General features: G+C 72.5%; 16 protein-coding genes. 8 read left to right on the top strand and 8 right to left on the bottom strand.

Annotated features, from left to right (window positions below; translation table 11 throughout):
* Nucleotides 1-18: 18 nt before the first annotated feature.
* Nucleotides 19-1,536, bottom strand: coding sequence for a peptidoglycan-binding protein (locus tag AB0E83_RS05605; protein ID WP_362106338.1), 1,518 nt, complete (start codon nucleotides 1,534-1,536; stop codon nucleotides 19-21).
* Nucleotides 1,523-1,942, bottom strand: coding sequence for a hypothetical protein (locus AB0E83_RS05600; RefSeq protein ID WP_362106335.1), 420 nt, complete (start codon nucleotides 1,940-1,942; stop codon nucleotides 1,523-1,525). The genes AB0E83_RS05605 and AB0E83_RS05600 overlap by 14 nt, the downstream gene beginning before the upstream one ends.
* A gap of 429 nt (nucleotides 1,943-2,371) precedes the next feature.
* On the opposite strand from AB0E83_RS05600, the gene AB0E83_RS05595 reads away from it, so the two are divergent.
* A complete protein-coding gene (locus AB0E83_RS05595; protein WP_362106333.1) occupies nucleotides 2,372-2,788 on the top strand; it encodes a hypothetical protein in 417 nt (138 codons plus the stop codon).
* Complete coding sequence (locus AB0E83_RS05590; RefSeq protein ID WP_362106330.1) at nucleotides 2,781-3,782, top strand: hypothetical protein; 1,002 nt, start codon at nucleotides 2,781-2,783, stop codon at nucleotides 3,780-3,782. Before AB0E83_RS05595 ends, AB0E83_RS05590 begins: the two co-directional genes overlap by 8 nt.
* 90 nt (nucleotides 3,783-3,872) lie before the next feature.
* Here AB0E83_RS05590 and AB0E83_RS05585 read toward each other — a convergent pair whose 3' ends face one another.
* On the bottom strand, nucleotides 3,873-5,159 hold the full coding sequence (locus tag AB0E83_RS05585; protein WP_362106327.1) for a geranylgeranyl reductase family protein: 1,287 nt from the start codon (nucleotides 5,157-5,159) through the stop codon (nucleotides 3,873-3,875).
* Between the two features lie 187 nt (nucleotides 5,160-5,346).
* Nucleotides 5,347-6,042, bottom strand: coding sequence for a demethylmenaquinone methyltransferase (locus AB0E83_RS05580; protein WP_362106324.1), 696 nt, complete (start codon nucleotides 6,040-6,042; stop codon nucleotides 5,347-5,349).
* A gap of 116 nt (nucleotides 6,043-6,158) precedes the next feature.
* Between AB0E83_RS05580 and AB0E83_RS05575 the strand changes: the two genes are divergently transcribed.
* Nucleotides 6,159-6,710 carry a SigE family RNA polymerase sigma factor gene (locus tag AB0E83_RS05575; protein WP_362106322.1) on the top strand — a complete coding sequence of 184 codons (552 nt, stop codon included), beginning with the start codon at nucleotides 6,159-6,161 and terminating at the stop codon, nucleotides 6,708-6,710.
* Nucleotides 6,711-6,718: 8 nt separating this feature from the next.
* The gene (locus tag AB0E83_RS05570; RefSeq protein WP_362106319.1) at nucleotides 6,719-7,384 is read left to right on the top strand and encodes a hypothetical protein; all 666 of its coding nucleotides are present in this window, start codon (nucleotides 6,719-6,721) and stop codon (nucleotides 7,382-7,384) included.
* On the opposite strand, the gene AB0E83_RS05565 is transcribed toward AB0E83_RS05570, so the two are convergent.
* The 3 genes from AB0E83_RS05565 to AB0E83_RS05555 form a co-directional block, all read right to left on the bottom strand.
* Nucleotides 7,369-7,968 (bottom strand): hypothetical protein, encoded by a 600-nt coding sequence (locus tag AB0E83_RS05565; RefSeq protein ID WP_362106316.1) that lies wholly within the window; start codon nucleotides 7,966-7,968, stop codon nucleotides 7,369-7,371. The genes AB0E83_RS05570 and AB0E83_RS05565 overlap by 16 nt on opposite strands.
* Before the next feature lie 8 nt (nucleotides 7,969-7,976).
* On the bottom strand, nucleotides 7,977-9,191 hold the full coding sequence (gene mqnC / locus AB0E83_RS05560; protein ID WP_362106314.1) for a cyclic dehypoxanthinyl futalosine synthase: 1,215 nt from the start codon (nucleotides 9,189-9,191) through the stop codon (nucleotides 7,977-7,979).
* A gap of 219 nt (nucleotides 9,192-9,410) precedes the next feature.
* The gene (locus tag AB0E83_RS05555) at nucleotides 9,411-10,277 is read right to left on the bottom strand and encodes a menaquinone biosynthesis protein (RefSeq protein ID WP_362106311.1); all 867 of its coding nucleotides are present in this window, start codon (nucleotides 10,275-10,277) and stop codon (nucleotides 9,411-9,413) included.
* Between the two features lie 280 nt (nucleotides 10,278-10,557).
* Here AB0E83_RS05555 and AB0E83_RS05550 point away from each other — a divergent pair, with 280 nt between their 5' ends.
* A complete protein-coding gene (locus tag AB0E83_RS05550) occupies nucleotides 10,558-10,761 on the top strand; it encodes a cold-shock protein (RefSeq protein WP_043442843.1) in 204 nt (67 codons plus the stop codon).
* Between the two features lie 126 nt (nucleotides 10,762-10,887).
* On the opposite strand, the gene AB0E83_RS05545 is transcribed toward AB0E83_RS05550, so the two are convergent.
* Nucleotides 10,888-11,751 carry a M23 family metallopeptidase gene (locus AB0E83_RS05545; protein ID WP_362106308.1) on the bottom strand — a complete coding sequence of 288 codons (864 nt, stop codon included), beginning with the start codon at nucleotides 11,749-11,751 and terminating at the stop codon, nucleotides 10,888-10,890.
* A 147-nt stretch (nucleotides 11,752-11,898) separates the two neighbouring features.
* Between AB0E83_RS05545 and AB0E83_RS05540 the strand changes: the two genes are divergently transcribed.
* From AB0E83_RS05540 to AB0E83_RS05530, 3 genes are all read left to right on the top strand, one after another.
* Nucleotides 11,899-12,309: a DUF1992 domain-containing protein gene (locus AB0E83_RS05540; RefSeq protein WP_362106305.1), complete on the top strand. Its 411-nt coding sequence runs from the start codon at nucleotides 11,899-11,901 to the stop codon at nucleotides 12,307-12,309.
* Nucleotides 12,309-12,821, top strand: a complete 513-nt coding sequence (locus AB0E83_RS05535) for a DUF664 domain-containing protein (protein WP_362106303.1) — start codon at nucleotides 12,309-12,311, stop codon at nucleotides 12,819-12,821. Before AB0E83_RS05540 ends, AB0E83_RS05535 begins: the two co-directional genes overlap by 1 nt.
* Nucleotides 12,822-13,043: 222 nt before the next feature.
* A partial coding sequence (locus AB0E83_RS05530) for an FG-GAP-like repeat-containing protein (RefSeq protein ID WP_362106300.1) occupies nucleotides 13,044-15,335 on the top strand: 2,292 nt, incomplete at its 3' end.

Here is a 15,335-nt window from a genome sequence, read left to right as displayed (position 1 = left end):
GGAGGCGCACGAGCGGGCTCATCCGGTCCCCTCCCCGGCCGCGGCCACGCCGGTGACGACCTCGGCTCCCTCCTTCAGACGGCCTCCCGCGAGCGGGACGACCTCGACGTAGCCGTCGCCCAGGGTGCCGGTCCGCACCTCCACGGGGGTGCGGCGGCCGTCCTCGGTCACGACGGTGACCAGCGTCCGGCCGTCGGCGCCCGCGGACACGGCGGTGACGGGGACGACCAGCGCCTCGCCGTCGGTGGAGGCCGCCTCGATCGTCAGCCGTACGTCCTGGCCGGCGAGGGCGGGCGGGATCTCCCGGTCCGGCACGGCGGTGAAGAGGTACCCGGTGGGGCCCTTCGCGGGGGCCGCGTCCTCCTGGCCCTCTCCCCCGGCGGCGCCCGGCCCCGCGGCGTCGGCGGAGGTCGGCGTCGAGGCGACCGTCGCGACCTCGGCGGTGAGTTCGGTGCCGGCCACCTCGTCGACGACGCGGACCTTCTGACCGGGCCGGACCATCCCCTTCTGGTGGTCCAGGAGGTACCCCTGGGCGAGGAGCCGGCCGGAGGAGAGGGTCATCAGCGTGCCGGAGACGGGCGAGCCGGGGCGCACGGCGGTGGAGGCGACCCGGGCGGGGAAGCGCTCCACGAAGACGACCTCGCCGGCCGGGACCATCGGACCGGCGGCGGCCAGCACCTTGCCGAGCGCGGCACGGGCGTCCGCCAGGTCCTCGGCCGCCCGGTCGCGGGCCTTGCGCAGGTCCTTCTTCCGGGCCTCGTCCTCGCTCCCGGCGAGGGTGTCGGCGGCGTCCTCGGCGGCCCGTTCGGCGGCGGTGACGGCCGCGGTGGCGGCGTCCACCCCCGCGCCCCCGTCGTCCACGGCCGGGCGCGGGTCGTAGCCGGCGGCGGCGTAGAACCCCTCCACGGCGGCCTTCGTCCCGGCGCCGTACGTGCCCTCCGGGTCCCCGCCCCGCCCGTATCCGAGACCGGCCAGCGCGGTCTGGAGCTGGGCCACGTCGTCGCCGGTCGCGCCCGGCCTGAGGTCCCGGTAGACGGGGAGGCGGCCGGGGAGCACGAAGAGCGGCCGGCCGGAGATCTCCAGGAGGACCTGCCCCGGCCGGACCGCCGCACCGACCGCGAACGGCGTCTTGGTGACGACGGGCGTCCCGCCCTCCCCGCCGGAGACGACCGGCGCGACCTGCACCGTCTGCCCGGCGGCGACCGTGCCGCGCAGCACGACCGTCTCGTGCAGGACGCGACGCTCGACGGGCGCGGTGAGCACGTCGGCGGGCGGCGGCGCGGCCTCCGCGGCGACCTGGGCCGGCGACTTGATCACCGTACCGGCGAAGACCCCGGCGCCGGCCAGCAGAACGGCCCCGACGGCGAGCGCCCCGATCGAGAGCCGGACGCGGCGGGGGCGGGGGTCGGGAGCGGTCCCGGCGTACGGGGGGTCGAGGGGCTCCATGGCGATGTCCGTGTCCGTGTCGGTGTCGGTGTCGGTGCCCGTGTCCACGTCTTCGTACGGGTCCGCGCCGGGGGCCTCAGCCGATCTCATCGCCGCACTTGCGCATGACGGCGGAGTCGTCCATGTCCGCCTCGATCTCACCGGTCTTCGGGTTCGGGTCGGGCCAGTCGGGATAGCCGTTGCGCCGGTAGCACTCCGCGAGCTTCTTCTGCTGCTCCAGGGCGACCGGGTCGACGGGCAGTTCGGCGGGGATCAGGTTCTCGCACTTCTTCTGCGCCGCGAGCATGACGCCGTCCGGATCACCGTCCATGGCCGCCTTGTCCACGGCCAGGACCCCGGGGCTCCGCTCCATGATCTTCACCTTGTTCTCCCCGAGGCACTTCATGTACGGGTTGTAGGCGGCCTCGACCGGGGAGATCTCGGGCTCCGAGGCGCATCCGGCGAGCGCGAGCCCGAGGGGCACGAGGAGCAGCGGGGTGGCGAGCAAACGTCTCATCGGTGCACGTCCTTCTGCCTTCTGCGGGGAGGCGTTCCCGGCGGTGTGGCCGCGCCCGGGGCCGGTGGCGCGAGGCGCCTCCCCGGCCCGGCGCGGGAGGGATCGAACACGGCGTACGAATGCTCGATCGGCGTCACTCTAACCACAGGGAAAAGACACCGTCACTTCCCAACCGCCATACGAATCACACCTGTTGTTCACTCCCGTCCGAAAACGATCGGCCGCCCTCCGGTGGACTTGACGTATTCAGAACGCCCGCGCGGCCTCTCGGGCCCGGACGATTTCCCTGGTCGGAGGGGAGGAACGACCCGATCGCCCTCCGTCCGCTCCGTGGAACGGTTGACCGGCCCCTCGGCGGTCACGTGAACTTCGCTGTCAACCACCCCCCGTTCTCCTGTAGTTCTCCCTTCGTTCCGAAAGGCAAGAACCTTGAAGAGCACCGCACTCCGACGCGTCCTCGGCACGACCGTCGCCCTCGGAACCCTCGCCGTGGGCGCGCTGGTGACCGCCGCGCCCGCCTCGGCGGCGAACAAGGACGGGTCCCTGGACTACAACGAGTTCGCGCTCTTCTACGAAGACGGCCAACACGATTCGTGGACCGACTTCTTCTACGACGAAGCCCTCCTGAACAACGACCGTTTCCTCACGGCCGGCATCGGAAGCGGGCAGATCGTGGACAACAACGCGGAGTCGTACTTCAACTACGACAACGTCACCTGGCACGTGTACACGGGCTCGTACGCCAACGGCGTCGAAGGCTGGATCCCCCGGGAGACGCTGGGCGACTTCAGCTCCAACTTCACGAACCAGGTCTCCTCGATCTACGACAACGACGCCAATGGCTGAGTCTTCCCGGCGGCCCCGGAAGCCCTTCGCGCGTCCCCGCCCCTCCCGCCCGCTCGCCGCGTTCCTGCTGGCCACCGGGGTTCTGCTCGCCGGCTGCTCGTCCGGCGAGCCGGCCGCCTCCGCCGGGACGAAGCCGCTGTCCGACCCGTCCGAGGTCTCCGTCGGACAGCTCGTCTACCCCCTGGATCCGTACAGGGCGACGGACGAGCAGATCCGCAGCCTGGAGAAGGCGCAGGACCTGCTGACGGCGGACTGCATGAAGCGGTACGGATTCGGCTACGAGGCGGCCCCTCCGCCACCGGCGCGGTCCAGCGGCACGTCGTACCGGTACGGCGTCGCGGACGAGGAGACGGCGGCCCGGTACGGGTACGCCAAGCCCGGCACCGACGCGGAGCGGGAGAAGCCGAACGAGGCCCTGCTCCCGCCGGACGAGCGGATGGCGCTGCGCGGGCCGCCGCTCGGGTCCAAGCCCGGGGGCGGCCTCGCGCTCCCGCCGCGCACCCTGGAGGAGCAGAAGAAGACCGACACCGGACGGACGGTCAACGGGCGGAAGGTGCTGGCCGGCGGTTGCAGCCGGGAGGGACACCTCCGGCTCTACGCGGAGAAGAAGCAGCCGGTGGACCTGCTGTTCGTCTTCGGGATGGAGGGGGAGGCGATGTCCCGGGCCAAGGCGTCCCCGAAGGTCGCCGCGGCCGTCAGGGCGTGGTCGGCGTGCATGGCGGAGAAGGGGTACCGCGTCACCGACCCCCTGGAGTCGGTCCGGTCCCTCGGGCTGGACCCCGAGTCCCGGGCCGACCTCGGCAGCGCCAGGGCGATCGCCATCGCCAAGCACGACGTCGCCTGCAAGAAGCGCGTGAAGCTGGTTCCCCTCTGGTACGAGGCCGAGGTCGAGTTCCAGAAGGAGCTCATGGAGAAGCACGCGGAGACGCTGGCGCAGTTCAAGAGGGAGATGGACGAGCGGATCAAGAAGGCCGCCGCCGTCCACGGGGGCTGAGCGGGAGACGGAGGAGGGCCCTTTCCCCTGGCGGGAGGGGCCCTTTCCGAGGCGGGAGGGGCCCCTCCCGGGTGGGAGGGGCCCTCGTCGTCAGGCCTTCGGGGCGACCTTCGAGAGGCCGTTGATGATGCGGTCCATGGCGTCGCCGCCGGTGGGGTCGGTGAGGTTGGCCAGCATCTTGAGGGTGAACTTCATCAGGAGGGGGTGGGTGAGGCCGCGCTGGGTGGCGATCTTCATGATCTTCGGGTTGCCGATGAGCTTCACGAAGGCGCGGCCCAGCGTGTAGTAGCCGCCGTAGGTGTCCTTGAGGATGCGCGGGTAGTTCTGGAGGGCCAGTTCGCGCTGGGCGGGGGTGGCGCGGGCGTGGGCCTGGACGATGACGTCGGCGGCGATCTGGCCGGACTCCATCGCGTAGGCGATGCCCTCGCCGTTGAACGGGTTGACCAGGCCGCCCGCGTCGCCGACGAGCAGCAGGCCCTTGGTGTAGTGCGGCTGGCGGTTGAAGGCCATCGGGAGGGCCGCGCCGCGGATCGGCGTCGTCATGTTCTCCGGGGTGAAGCCCCAGTCCTCCGGCATCGACGCGCACCAGGTCTTCAGCACCTCGCGCCAGTCCAGCTCGCGGAAGGCGGAGGAGGAGTCGAGGATGCCGAGGCCGACGTTGGAGGTGCCGTCGCCCATGCCGAAGATCCAGCCGTAGCCGGGCAGGAGGCGGTCCTCGGGGCCGCGCTTGTCCCACAGCTCCAGCCACGACTCCAGGTAGTCGTCGTCGTGCCGGGGGGTGGTGAAGTACGTGCGGACGGCGACGCCCATCGGGCGGTCCTCGCGCCGGTGCAGGCCCATGGCGAGGGAGAGGCGCGTCGAGTTGCCGTCGGCGGCGACGACGAGGGGGGCGTGGAAGGTGACCTCGGTCTTCTCCTCGCCGAGCTTGGCGTGGACGCCGGTGATGCGGCCGGTGCGGGCGTCGACGATCGGGGCGCCGACGTTGCAGCGCTCGTACAGCCGGGCGCCGGCCTTCTGCGCCTGCCGGGCCAGCATCTCGTCGAAGTCGTCGCGCTTGCGGACCAGTCCGTAGTCCGGGTACGAGGCGAGGTCGGGCCAGTCGAGCTGGAGCCGGACGCCGCCGCCGATGATCCGCAGGCCCTTGTTCCGCAGCCAGCCGGCCTCTTCGGAGATGTCGATGCCCATGGAGACGAGCTGCTTGGTGGCGCGCGGGGTGAGGCCGTCGCCGCAGACCTTCTCGCGCGGGAACGCCGTCTTCTCCAGGAGCAGCACGTCCAGACCGGCCTTGGCCAGGTAGTACGCGGTGGTGGAGCCGGCCGGGCCCGCCCCGACGACGATCACATCAGCGCTGTGCTCGGAGAGGGGCTTCTCGGTCACGGCGAATCTCCCGAAAGGTCGGCGAAGAGGGTCGTAGGAAAGTCTAGGGCGGGCGCCTCCGCCGACGACGGCGCCCTTCGCCGCGCGCCGGGCCCGGCCGCCGGGCGGCGCCGTTCGCCGCGCCTCCGCGGGGACGGGCGCCGCGCACCGGCGGAACGCCCGCCCGCGACGGCGCGGCGGCCCGGGGTCACGCCGGCTTGAAGCCCCGGTGGAGGGCGACGATGCCGCCGGTCAGGTTCCGCCAGGCCACCTTCGACCAGCCGGCCTTCTGGAGCAGGCCCGCGAGGGACGGCTGGTCGGGCCAGGACTGGATGGACTCGGCGAGGTAGACGTACGCGTCGGGGTTGGAGGAGACCGCGCGGGCCACCGGCGGCAGCGCGCGCATCAGGTACTCCTCGTACACCGTGCGGAACGGGGCCCAGGTGGGGTGCGAGAACTCGCAGATCACGACCCGGCCGCCGGGCTTCGTCACCCGGTACAGCTCGCGCAGCGCCTGCTCGGTGTCCTGGATGTTGCGCAGCCCGAAGGAGATCGTCACCGCGTCGAAGACGTCGTCCCTGAAGGGCAGCCTCGTGCCGTCGCCCGCCGTGAACGGCATCCACGGGTGGCGCTGCTTGCCGACCCGGAGCATGCCGAGGGAGAAGTCGCACGGGACGACGTACGCGCCCGCGCGCGCGAAGGGCTGCGAGGAGGTGGCGGTGCCGGCGGCGAGGTCGAGGATCTTCTGCGCGGGCCGGGCGTCGACCGCCTTGGCGACCTCCTTGCGCCAGCGCCGGTCCTGGCCGAGCGAGAGCACGTCGTTGGTGAGGTCGTAGTTGGCCGCCACGTCGTCGAACATGGAGGCGACTTCGTGCGGCTTTTTGTCCAGGTTGGCTCGGGTCACGGAACCCATTCAAGCAGCCGCCCGGATTCCTTCCCGTACCGCTTCAACCTTTCGGCGCCGGGCGTGCTCAAGGACGGTCGAACGCGGCAGACGGCGGCGAGGAGAGCAGGGGTGCGATGGCAGTGACGACCGAGGCGGGGCCGAGGGCGGTCCCGGCCGTGGACGTGGGGTCGGAGGCCGGGTTCGAGGAGTTCGCGCGCTCCGCGCAGCAGCGGCTGTACCGGACGGCGTACCTGCTCTGCGGGGACGCGGAGGGGGCACGGGACCTGACCCAGACGACGCTCGCGAAGGTGTACCAGCACTGGCGGCGGGCGGGGGCGGCCGAGCATCCGCTCGCGTACGCCAAGACCGTGCTGACCAGGACGTTCCTCGCCGAGCGGCGGCGCCGGCTGCGGGACCTGCTGGCGCTCGGCCGGGCCGGGGGGACCGTGCCGGAGCCGCCCGCCGACCACACCGACCTGCGCGTGACGCTGCTCGCGGCGCTCGCCGAACTCCCGCCCCGGGCGCGGGCGATGGTCGTGCTGCGCTACTGGGACGACCAGAGCGTGGCCTCGGTCGCGGCGCTGCTGCGGTGCAGCGAGGCCACCGTGAAGAGCCAGTGCTCGCGCTCGCTCGCCCGACTCCGCACCCGGCTGGCCGATGCCGGGCTCTCGATGGAAGGAAGCTGAGGTTCGCCGTGGACACCGACGAGAACATGCCGCTCCGCGCGGCGCTGGAGCGCACGGCCGAGGACCTGCCGCCGCTGCCCGACCTCGTCCCGCTCGCGGTGCGCGAGGGGCGCCGGCGGCGGGCCCGCGCCCGGTTCGCCGTGGTGACGGCCGCGCTCGGCGCGGTCACGGCGGGGGCCCTCGGGCTCACGCTGCTGCCGGGGGCCGGTCCGGCCCCCTCGGCGCCGGCCGCCCCGCCCGCCGACGGCCCGGGGTTCGAGGAGAGGGTGGCGGCACTGCTGGACGAGGTGCTGCCCGCGGAGGTCACCGACGTCCGGCCGGTGGACATCGCGGGCGGCAGCTACATGCTCGACGCGAACGGTACGACCTTCCGCATGACCGTGGCGGTGCCGACGGCCGACAGCGCGACGCTGCCCCAGTGCGAGAACGCGCCGGCGGGAAGCTCCCTCTGCGACCGCGAAGAGTTGCGGCTCGGGCCGGTCAGCGAGCTCGGCGGCAGGGTGCGGGTGGGGTTCCTGTACCGCGGGAAGTCCGTCACGATCACCGTGTACGACTGGCCGGGCGAGGCGAAGGTCCCGGTCGAGGCGGCCGACCTGATGGCGCTCGGCCGGGAGCCGCGCTTCCTGGAGCTGGTGAGGGAACGCGTCTCCGCCGGGGCTCAGCGGGCCCGGTAGACCAGCCGTCCGTCGATGACCGTGGCCACGCAGGTGGACGCGCCGCGGCGGACGAGGGTCGCCGGGTCGGGGACGTCGAAGACGGCGAAGCGGGCCGGGCCGCCGGGGGCCGGGCGCGGGAGCAGGATCAGGGGGCGCGGGGAGAGGGACGGGGGGCCGGGGAGGGGGTCCGGGCGGTGGCCGACGGCGAGGCCGGCGCGGCGGACCGCGTCCCGGGCCGCCCGCGACCGCAGCTCCCCCGCGACGGCGACCGTGCCGTGCGCGAGCAGCCGCTGGACGCCCCGGCGCGCGCTGGCGCCGAGGCGGGCGGGGTCGGCGCGGAAGAGCTCCGCCGCCCGCTCCCCGGTGATCGGCGCGGTGCCGAACGCGTCGGCCTCGCGCGGGTCCGGGTGGTAGGTCCGCTCCAGGAGCTCGGGGGCGTACGGGTTGAGCAGGCCGGGCGTGAGGATGCCGGGCCAGCGGCGGAGGCGGGCGTCCTGGTGCGCCTCCGCCAGCTCCTCGTAGGGGCCGACGGCGGCGATCCGGGGGCCGTCGACGAGGACGGCCAGCTCCGGGGAGGCGTCGGCGGTGTGGAGGGTGAGCACCGGTCGGGTCAGTTCGCGTCGAGGAGCTTCAGCTCGGGGTGGGCCGTGCCGCCCTCGATCGCCACCGAGGAGATGTGGGAGGCGACGCGGTCGTCGACCGGGTCGTTCGCCGGGTCGTCGTGGACGGCCAGGTGCTCGTAGGTGGTGGAGCGCTGGGCGGGGACGCGGCCGGCCTTGCGGATCAGGTCGATGATCTCCAGGCGGTTGGAGCGGTGCTTCGCGCCGGCGGAGGAGACGACGTTCTCCTCCAGCATGATCGAGCCGAGGTCGTCGGCGCCGTAGTGCAGGGAGAGCTGGCCGACCTCCTTGCCCGTGGTCAGCCAGGAGCCCTGGATGTGGGCGACGTTGTCGAGGAAGATCCGGGCGATCGCGATCATGCGCAGGTACTCGAAGAGGGTGGCCTGCGTGCGGCCCTTCAGGTGGTTGTTCTCGGGCTGGTACGTGTACGGGATGAAGGCCCGGAAGCCGCCCGTCCGGTCCTGCGTGTCACGGATCATCCGCAGGTGCTCGATCCGCTCGGCGTTGGTCTCGCCGGTGCCCATGAGCATGGTGGAGGTGGACTCGACGCCCAGCTTGTGGGCGATCTCCATGATCTCCAGCCAGCGCTCGCCGGACTCCTTGAGCGGCGCGATGGCCTTGCGGGGGCGCTCGGGGAGCAGCTCCGCGCCGGCGCCGGCGAAGGAGTCGAGGCCGGCCGCGTGGATGCGGGTGATCGCCTCCTCGACGGAGACGCCGGAGATGCGCGCCATGTGCTCGACCTCGGAGGCGCCGAGGGAGTGGATGACGAGCTGCGGGAACTCCTTCTTGATGGCGGCGAAGTGCTTCTCGTAGTACTCGACGCCGTAGTCCGGGTGGTGGCCGCCCTGGAACATGATCTGGGTGCCGCCGAGCTCGACGGTCTCCGCGCAGCGGCGCAGGATGTCGTCGAGGTCGCGGGTCCAGCCCTTCTTCGTGTCCTTGGGGGCCGCGTAGAAGGCGCAGAACTTGCAGGCGGTGACGCAGACGTTGGTGTAGTTGATGTTCCGCTCGATGATGTACGTCGCGATGTGCTCGGTGCCGGCGTAGCGGCGGCGGCGCACGGCGTCGGCGGCGGCGCCCAGCGCGTGCAGGGGCGCCGAGCGGTACAGGACGAGCGCCTCCTCCGGGGTGATCCGGCCGCCCGCGGCGGCGCGGTCGAGAACGGCTGTGACATCGAACGACGTGAGGTCGGCCTTCTCGGTCACCGGTTCGTCCCTTTCGGAGGGTTGTTGACAGACCGCACCAGCGTACGCCAGCGGGGGTGAGCGACCCGGCCGGGGTCCACACCGGCATGAATTTCCGATGAACGTTCCCCTGCGCGAATCCCGCGGCGGGAAGGGGACGGGAGCGCGGCGGGAATGAGAAGGCGCGGTGCGGGCTCCGGGCGGGAAATGCGGACGTGAATTGCCGGGCGGCGGCGGGGCCTATTCCGGCGGGAGCAGATCGACCGTCACATCGGCCGGAAATCCGGTCGTCGGGCCGGTGCGGCGGGCGAACTCCCGCACTCCGGCGAGTTGCTCGGGGCCGAAGCGGAAGTCGAGCGTGCGGAAGTACCGCTCCAGCAGCCCGGCGTCGAATGCCTCCCAGCGGGCCGCCTGTTCCGCCACCTTGGCGACCTCCTCCAGGGAGAGGTCGCGGGAGGCGAGGAAGGCCCGGTGGACGTCGCGGACGGTCTCCGGTTCGCGCGCCAGATAGTCCTTCCGGGCCGCCCAGACGGCGAAGACGAACGGCAGCCCCGTCCACTCCTTCCACATCAGGCCGAGGTCGTGGACCTGGAGCCCGAGGCGGGGCGCGTCGTGCAGCGAGGCGCGCAGGGCCGCGTCGCCGATGAGCACCGCCGCCTCCGCCTCCTGCATCATCAGGCCCAGGTCGGGCGGGCAGGTGTAGTACGCCGGCGCGACCCCGTACCGCTCGGCGAGCAGCAGCTGGGCGAGCCGGACCGAGGTCCGGGAGGTGGAGCCGAGCGCGACCCGGGCGCCGTCCAGCTCCTCCAGGGGCCGCTGGGAGACGATCACGCAGGACATGACGGGGCCGTCGCAGCCGACCGCGATGTCGGGGAGGGCGACGAGGCCGTCGGCGTGGCGGAGGTACTCCACGAGGGTGATCGGACCGATGTCGAGATCACCGCGGACGAGCCGCTCGCTCAGCTTCTCCGGGGTGTCCTTGGTGAGGTCGAGATCGAGGAGCGTCCCGGTCCTGGCGAGCCCCCAGTAGAGGGGCAGGCAGTTCAGGAACTGGATGTGTCCGACCCGGGGCCGGCTGCGCTGGTGCTCGTCGTTCGCATTGTCCACATCGCGAGGCTAGCCCCGTCTCGCACGGTGGACATCGCCGGGGGACATCCGCGGACATCGGCGTGGCGCGTCAGCCGTTAGGATCGGATCAAACATGAGGGTGACGTGATCTTTCCCTCTATCGCTGCGCGCACACTGCGTGCTACGCTCGACGCAAGTTGCAGTTTGGTTTCCCTTGCAGTACAGAGCCTGCGGAGCATGTGACCCGCAGGCTTTTGTAGTTTTCAGACTTGTTTGCAGGTTCTGGAGCAGGGCGACCCTTTGGCCCATAGGAGGGCTCATGGCTACCGGAACCGTCAAGTGGTTCAACGCTGAAAAGGGCTTTGGCTTCATCGCCCAGGAAGGCGGCGGCCCGGATGTCTTCGTCCACTACTCCGCGATCAACGCGAACGGCTTCCGTTCGCTTGAGGAGAACCAGCAGGTGAGCTTCGACGTCACCCAGGGCCCGAAGGGTCCGCAGGCGGAGAACGTCACCGCGATCTGAACGCCGTAGTGGCGATCGTGATCTTCTAGAGCAGTACCCAAGGAGCCCCGCTCCGTGCCGCAGGTGCGGCACGAGCGGGGCTCCTGCCCGTTTCCGGGACGCCTCCGGGGCGTACCGGCGGGCGTCTCAGCAGTTCGGGATCACGGTCCCGTTGTTGTCGCGGGCCTCGTCGTTGCCCCAGCGGGACAGGTAGTAGGCCGACACGTACGCCCCGTAGCCGTTCTTGCCGGCGTAGACGGTGTCGAGGTCGGTGCGGAGCCACCAGTGGTTGTAGTTCCCGGAGGCGTCGCGGATCTCCTGGCCCCAGACCTTGCAGTAGACGTAGTTCGTGCCGGCGTTCAGCACGCCCTGGGGGTCGTTCGTGTTGGCGGCCGCGTAGCCGGTGGCGTTGGCGAAGGTGTCCACCCAGTACTTCCCGGTCCCGCCGCCCGAGCAGCCGTTGTCGCTGGTCAGGTGCTTGGAGCCGTACGAACCGGGGTAGGGCGCGAGCGACACGCCGTTGATCACGATGGTCTGGCCGACGCCGTTGTAGAGCTGCTCGTAGTGGATGTGGGCGCCGGAGCTGTTGCCGGTGGAGCCGGTGGTGCCGATCTGCTGGCCCTGGGAGACGGCGGCGCCGTGCGCGACCGAGTAGGCGTTGAGGTGGAAGTAGTACGTCTTCCAGCCGCCGCCGTGGTCGACCACGATGTAGTTGCCCGCGCCGGAGGGCTGCGAGTAGCGGTAGGCGGTGCCGGCGGCCGAGGCCAGGACGGGGGCGCCGGCGGTGGCGCCGCCGTCGGAGCGGACGAAGTCCAGGGCCTGGCGGACCTCGGCGGAGTGGTGGCTGTAGGTCCACTTCTGGCCGCAGGCGAACGGGGCCTTGAAGAGCGGCGCGGCGTGGGCGGTGCCGGCGGTCCCGAGGACCGTGAGCAGCCCCGCGAGGAGCGCGAGGAGGGCGCCGAGGGCGGGGATCCGGGACCTGGTCCAACCCGTGTGACGCGAGTGGGGCATGTGTCCTCCGTGACTGGGGGATGGAGCCGTACGGGGGTTTACGCGCGTTGAACGAGGACGAACGCACCACAGGGTGCCGGAAGACCGGCCGCCGCAGTAGACCGCGTTCCCCACATCCCTCCCGGCCCGGATACGTACGCTGGACACATGACCGATCGGAAACCGCCCGGCGTCAGCTTCGAGTCCTTCGTCGACCGGCAGATCCGGGAGGCGGCCGAGCGCGGCGAGTTCCGCGCGCTCTCCGGCTTCGGCAAGCCCCTCCCCGACGACGCGGCGCCCTACGACGAGCTCTGGTGGATCAAGCAGAAGACGCACCGCGAGGGCATGGCCGCGCTGCCGCCCGCCCTCCAGCTCCGCAAGGAGGCCGAGGACGCGGCCTCGGCGGTCGCGGAGGCCGTCTCGGAGCGCCAGGTCCGGCGGATCCTCGGCGAGATCAACACCAAGATCGCGGAAGCCCTGCGCCGGCCTCCGGCGGGCCCTCCGCTGCGTCTGACGCCCTTCGACGTCGAGGCGGAGCTGGCCCGGTGGCGGGCGGCGCGCGACCCCCAGGGGGCGTGATGAACAGTGCCGGTCTGCTGCTCGACTCCTTCGGCCGGATCCGGGAGGCCGTCCACGAGGCCGTGGAGGGGCTCGGCGAGGACGACCTGGCCGTCCGGCTCGATCCGGACGCGAACTCGATCGCCTGGCTCGTCTGGCACCTCACCCGCATCCAGGACGATCACCTGGCGGGCGCCTTCGGCACGGAGCAGCTGTGGCGCTCCGACGGGTGGCGGGAGCGGTTCGGACTGCCGTTCCCGGCCGCCGCGACCGGGTACGGCCACACGTCCGCGCAGGTCGGAGCCGTACGGGCGCCGGCCGGGCTGCTGCTCGGCTACCACGACGCCGTGCACGACCGGACGGCCGGGCTGCTGGCCCCGGTCACGGACGCGGGCCTGGACCGGGTCGTCGACACCTCCTGGGACCCGCCGGTGACGCTGGGCGTCCGGCTGGTGTCGGTGATCGCGGAGGACCTCCAGCACGCGGGGCAGGCCGCGTACGTGCGGGGGGTGGTGGAGCGGGCGGGGGGCTGAGAGGGCCCGAGGAGGCGGACGAGGGGCCCGGGGCGGGCGGACGAGAGGTCCGGGACGGGCGGACGAGAGGTCCGGGGCGGGGGCCGCAACCCCTCCGGCCAGGACGGGTGTTGGCGGAAATCGATCGAACTGATCGCCGACCTTTCGTACAACCTCTTGGGGTGATGGGGAGTCTGACCCGGCACGGCACTCCCCGTGCCGGGTCTTCCCAGGGGGTTCACCTTGCAGTTCCGCACCACCGGCACCCGTCTCGCCTCGGCCGTCACGGCCGTCCTGGCCGTCACCGCGCTCGGCGCGGGCACGCTCGCCACGGCGCCGGCCGCCCTCGCGGCACCCGCGGGTCCCGTCCCGGCCGCCGCGGCGGAGGCGGCCGGATCCCTCCCGGTCTTCCCGGAGGGCACCGAGCTCGGCGGCGTGGGCGTCTCCGGCTTCCTCTCGCACGCCCTCGCCCTCGACGGCGGCCGCACCCTGAGCTGGACCCCGTTCGACGGCGGCGCCGCGACCCCGGTCGAGGTGCCCGAGGACGGCGGCTGGACCATGGGCCCCGGTGACGTGGTCGTCATCGGCGACGCCGACTGGTCCTCCGAGTTCCGCACGCTCACCCTGCGGGACATGGCCGCCCCGGGCACCCCCGACGTGGTCATCGACCTCGCCCCGCTCAACGGCAACTACGTGGCCACGCTGAGCCGGACGAGCGTCCTCGCACAGCTGAAGCGGGCCGACGGCACCTCCGAGCTGCACATCGTCACCAAGGACGGCGCCGCCACGACCACCCGCGAGGTCACGGGGCTCCCCGCGGACGCCGGCGACTACTTCGGGTCCTCCCGCAAGGACGGCTCCGGCGCCGTCGTCGTCGGGTACGAGAAGGGGTCGCCGGAGCTGCGGACCGGCGGCCGGGCCGTCATCGACCCGGTGGCCGGCGCGGCGATCGAGACGTACGGCTCCGCCTCGTCCGGCTACGGCTGGGGCGGGCCGTCGCTCTCCGACTCGCACGTGGGCTGGTACGAGTACGACGAGGACCTCGGCGGCGTCTTCCGGACCGTCGACCGCGCCACGCGCGAGGTGAGGCAGACCGCCCTCGGCGCCCACGACGTCGAGTGGTACTCCGCCCTCGCCGGTGGCTGGCTGGTCTACGGCAACCCCTCGACGCCCCCCAAGGCCGTCTCCCTGACCAGCGGCGAGACCGTCGCGCTCGGCCTGGACTCCGGTTCCGTCGCGACGACCGCGCAGGACGGCGCCGTCGTCCTGCACGGCTCGCGGGCCGCCGACGGCAAGGGGCTCTTCCGGATCGTGCTCGCGGCGGACGGCACGCCGGCGGTCACCAAGATCGCCGACGAGAACAAGCTGGTCGACCTCCGGATCGAGCAGGTCCACGTCCCCGACGCGGTGAACCTCGACAGGAACGGCGGCGAGGTCACGCTCGGCTGGACCCTGTCGCACCGCGAGGCCGCCATCGACGTGACGATCACGCACACGGCGACGGAGCAGGCGTACCGCACGCGCGTGCACGCCCCGGCCGAGGGCAACAGGTTCTCCTTCACCTGGGACGGCACCATCAACGGCATCGACGCCCCCAACGGGCAGTACGCGGTGGAGGCCGAGGCGATGCTGCTCGACGGCACCGGCGAGGCCGCCTACCAGGGCCGGCTCATGCGGGTGGGCCGCGCGGCCAACCCGCACGACTTCACCGACAACGGTGCCACCGACGTCCTCGCCCGGGACGCGGCCGGCGTGCTGTGGCGCGACGAGCTCCGCGGCCACCCGGTGGACGGCAAGTTCGACACCGTCTACCACGGCCGCGTCGGCGGCGGCTGGAACACGTACAAGCAGATCGAGGCCGTCGGGAACATCGGCGGCAGCGCCCACGGCGACCTGATCGCCCTCGACGGCTCCGGCGTCCTGTGGTCCTACGCCGGCAAGGGCGACGGCACCTTCGCCACCCGGGTGCGGGTCGGCGGCGGCTGGGGCGTCTACAACAAGCTCGCCGGCGGGTCCGACCTCGACGGGGACGGCCGCCCCGACCTGCTCGCCACCGACGCCTCCGGCGTCCTGTGGTTCTACCGGGCCACCGGCAACGCCTCCGCGCCCTTCGCGGCCCGCGTCCGCGTGGGCGGCGGCTGGGGGATCTACAACCACCTCACCGCCGTCGGGAACATCGCCGGCACGGCCGCCGGGGACCTCGTCGCCCGCGACACCTCCGGCGTCCTCTGGCTCTACCAGGGCGACGGCCGGGGCAACTTCCTCACCCGGGTGCGGGTCGGCGGCGGCTGGGGCGGCTTCTCCCAGCTCGTCGGCGCCGGCGACCTCGACAAGGACGGCCGCCCCGACCTGATCGCCTACGGCACCGCCGGCACCTACGTCTACCGGTCGAACGGCACCGTCTCCGGCACCTTCACCCGCATGAGCACCTACCTGTACTGGGGCCGCACCTTCACCGCCCGCCGGGTGGTGATCGCCGCCGGCACGTACGGGACCCAGACCCTGCTGCACCGGATGAAGGACACCGGCCTGCTG

This window comes from Streptomyces sp. NPDC035033 (assembly GCF_040636735.1).
In the GTDB taxonomy this organism is placed as follows: domain Bacteria; phylum Actinomycetota; class Actinomycetes; order Streptomycetales; family Streptomycetaceae; genus Streptomyces.
This window is presented reverse-complemented; position numbering and strand designations above follow the sequence as displayed.

Coding starts and splice junctions, on each gene's coding strand:
- AB0E83_RS05535 (WP_362106303.1), top strand. CDS start 12,309: ATGAACAGTGCCGGTCTGCTGCTCGACTCCTTCGGCCGGATCCGGGAG.
- AB0E83_RS05545 (WP_362106308.1), bottom strand. CDS start 11,751: ATGCCCCACTCGCGTCACACGGGTTGGACCAGGTCCCGGATCCCCGCC.
- AB0E83_RS05575 (WP_362106322.1), top strand. CDS start 6,159: ATGGCAGTGACGACCGAGGCGGGGCCGAGGGCGGTCCCGGCCGTGGAC.
- AB0E83_RS05600 (WP_362106335.1), bottom strand. CDS start 1,942: ATGAGACGTTTGCTCGCCACCCCGCTGCTCCTCGTGCCCCTCGGGCTC.
- AB0E83_RS05590 (WP_362106330.1), top strand. CDS start 2,781: ATGGCTGAGTCTTCCCGGCGGCCCCGGAAGCCCTTCGCGCGTCCCCGC.
- AB0E83_RS05540 (WP_362106305.1), top strand. CDS start 11,899: ATGACCGATCGGAAACCGCCCGGCGTCAGCTTCGAGTCCTTCGTCGAC.
- AB0E83_RS05605 (WP_362106338.1), bottom strand. CDS start 1,536: ATGAGATCGGCTGAGGCCCCCGGCGCGGACCCGTACGAAGACGTGGAC.
- AB0E83_RS05550 (WP_043442843.1), top strand. CDS start 10,558: ATGGCTACCGGAACCGTCAAGTGGTTCAACGCTGAAAAGGGCTTTGGC.